This is a genomic window from Novosphingobium profundi, from assembly GCF_018491765.1.
Taxonomy (GTDB): domain Bacteria; phylum Pseudomonadota; class Alphaproteobacteria; order Sphingomonadales; family Sphingomonadaceae; genus Novosphingobium; species Novosphingobium profundi.
Genome location: NZ_JABWCU010000078.1, coordinates 1 through 779, shown reverse-complemented (window position 1 = coordinate 779; position 779 = coordinate 1). Strand labels below are relative to the sequence as shown.

Here is a 779-nt window from a genome sequence, read left to right as displayed (position 1 = left end):
GGCTCTGTTGCAAAGATTGTCCGCGAGCGAGTGAGATCCGCCGCTTCATGGCAATCAGGCGGCCGCGACCAAGTGTTGGTTGAGTAGTTCCATGGTCTCGGTCAGCGCTGACGGTCCAATGCCGAAAGCTCGCTCGACAAGACGCACCTCGCCCATGATCCCTGGTTGCTGGCACCACGGTCGGGCCTGTCCTTTGCGTAGGGCGCGCATGACCTCGAAGCCTTTGATCGTGGCGTAGGCTGTGGGCATCGATTTGAAACCACGGACGGGCTTGATCAATATCTTGAGCTTGCCATGATCAGCCTCGATCACATTGTTCAGGTATTTCACCTGCCGGTGTTCAGTTGCCGCCGCGAGCTTTCCTTCTCGTTTCAACTCAGCGATTGCGGCGCCGTAGCTTGGTGCCTTGTCGGTGTTGAGTTTCGTCGGCTTTTCCCAGTCCTTCAGACCGCGAAGGGCTTTTCCCAGAAAGCGCTTCGCAGCCTTGGCGCTGCGGGTCGGTGACAGGTAGAAATCAATCGTGTCGCCCCGCTTGTCGACCGCCCGATACAGGTAGGTCCATTTGCCCCGCACCTTGATGTAAGTCTCATCGAGGCGCCAGCTCGGATCAAAACCACGCCGCCAGAACCAGCGGAGTCGTTTCTCCATCTCTGGCGCGTAGCGCTGCACCCAACGATAGATAGTCGTATGATCGACATCGATCCCACGCTCAGCCAGCATTTCCGCGAGATCACGATAGCTGATGCCGTATCGACAATACCAGCGCACCGCCCATAGGA

1 protein-coding gene is annotated in these 779 nt (G+C 57.9%); it reads right to left on the bottom strand.

The genetic code is table 11. The features are described from left to right. Window positions 1-54: 54 nt before the first annotated feature. Window positions 55-779 (bottom strand): IS6 family transposase (locus tag HT136_RS26090; protein ID WP_214202659.1); only part of this gene is annotated, 725 nt, incomplete at its 5' end.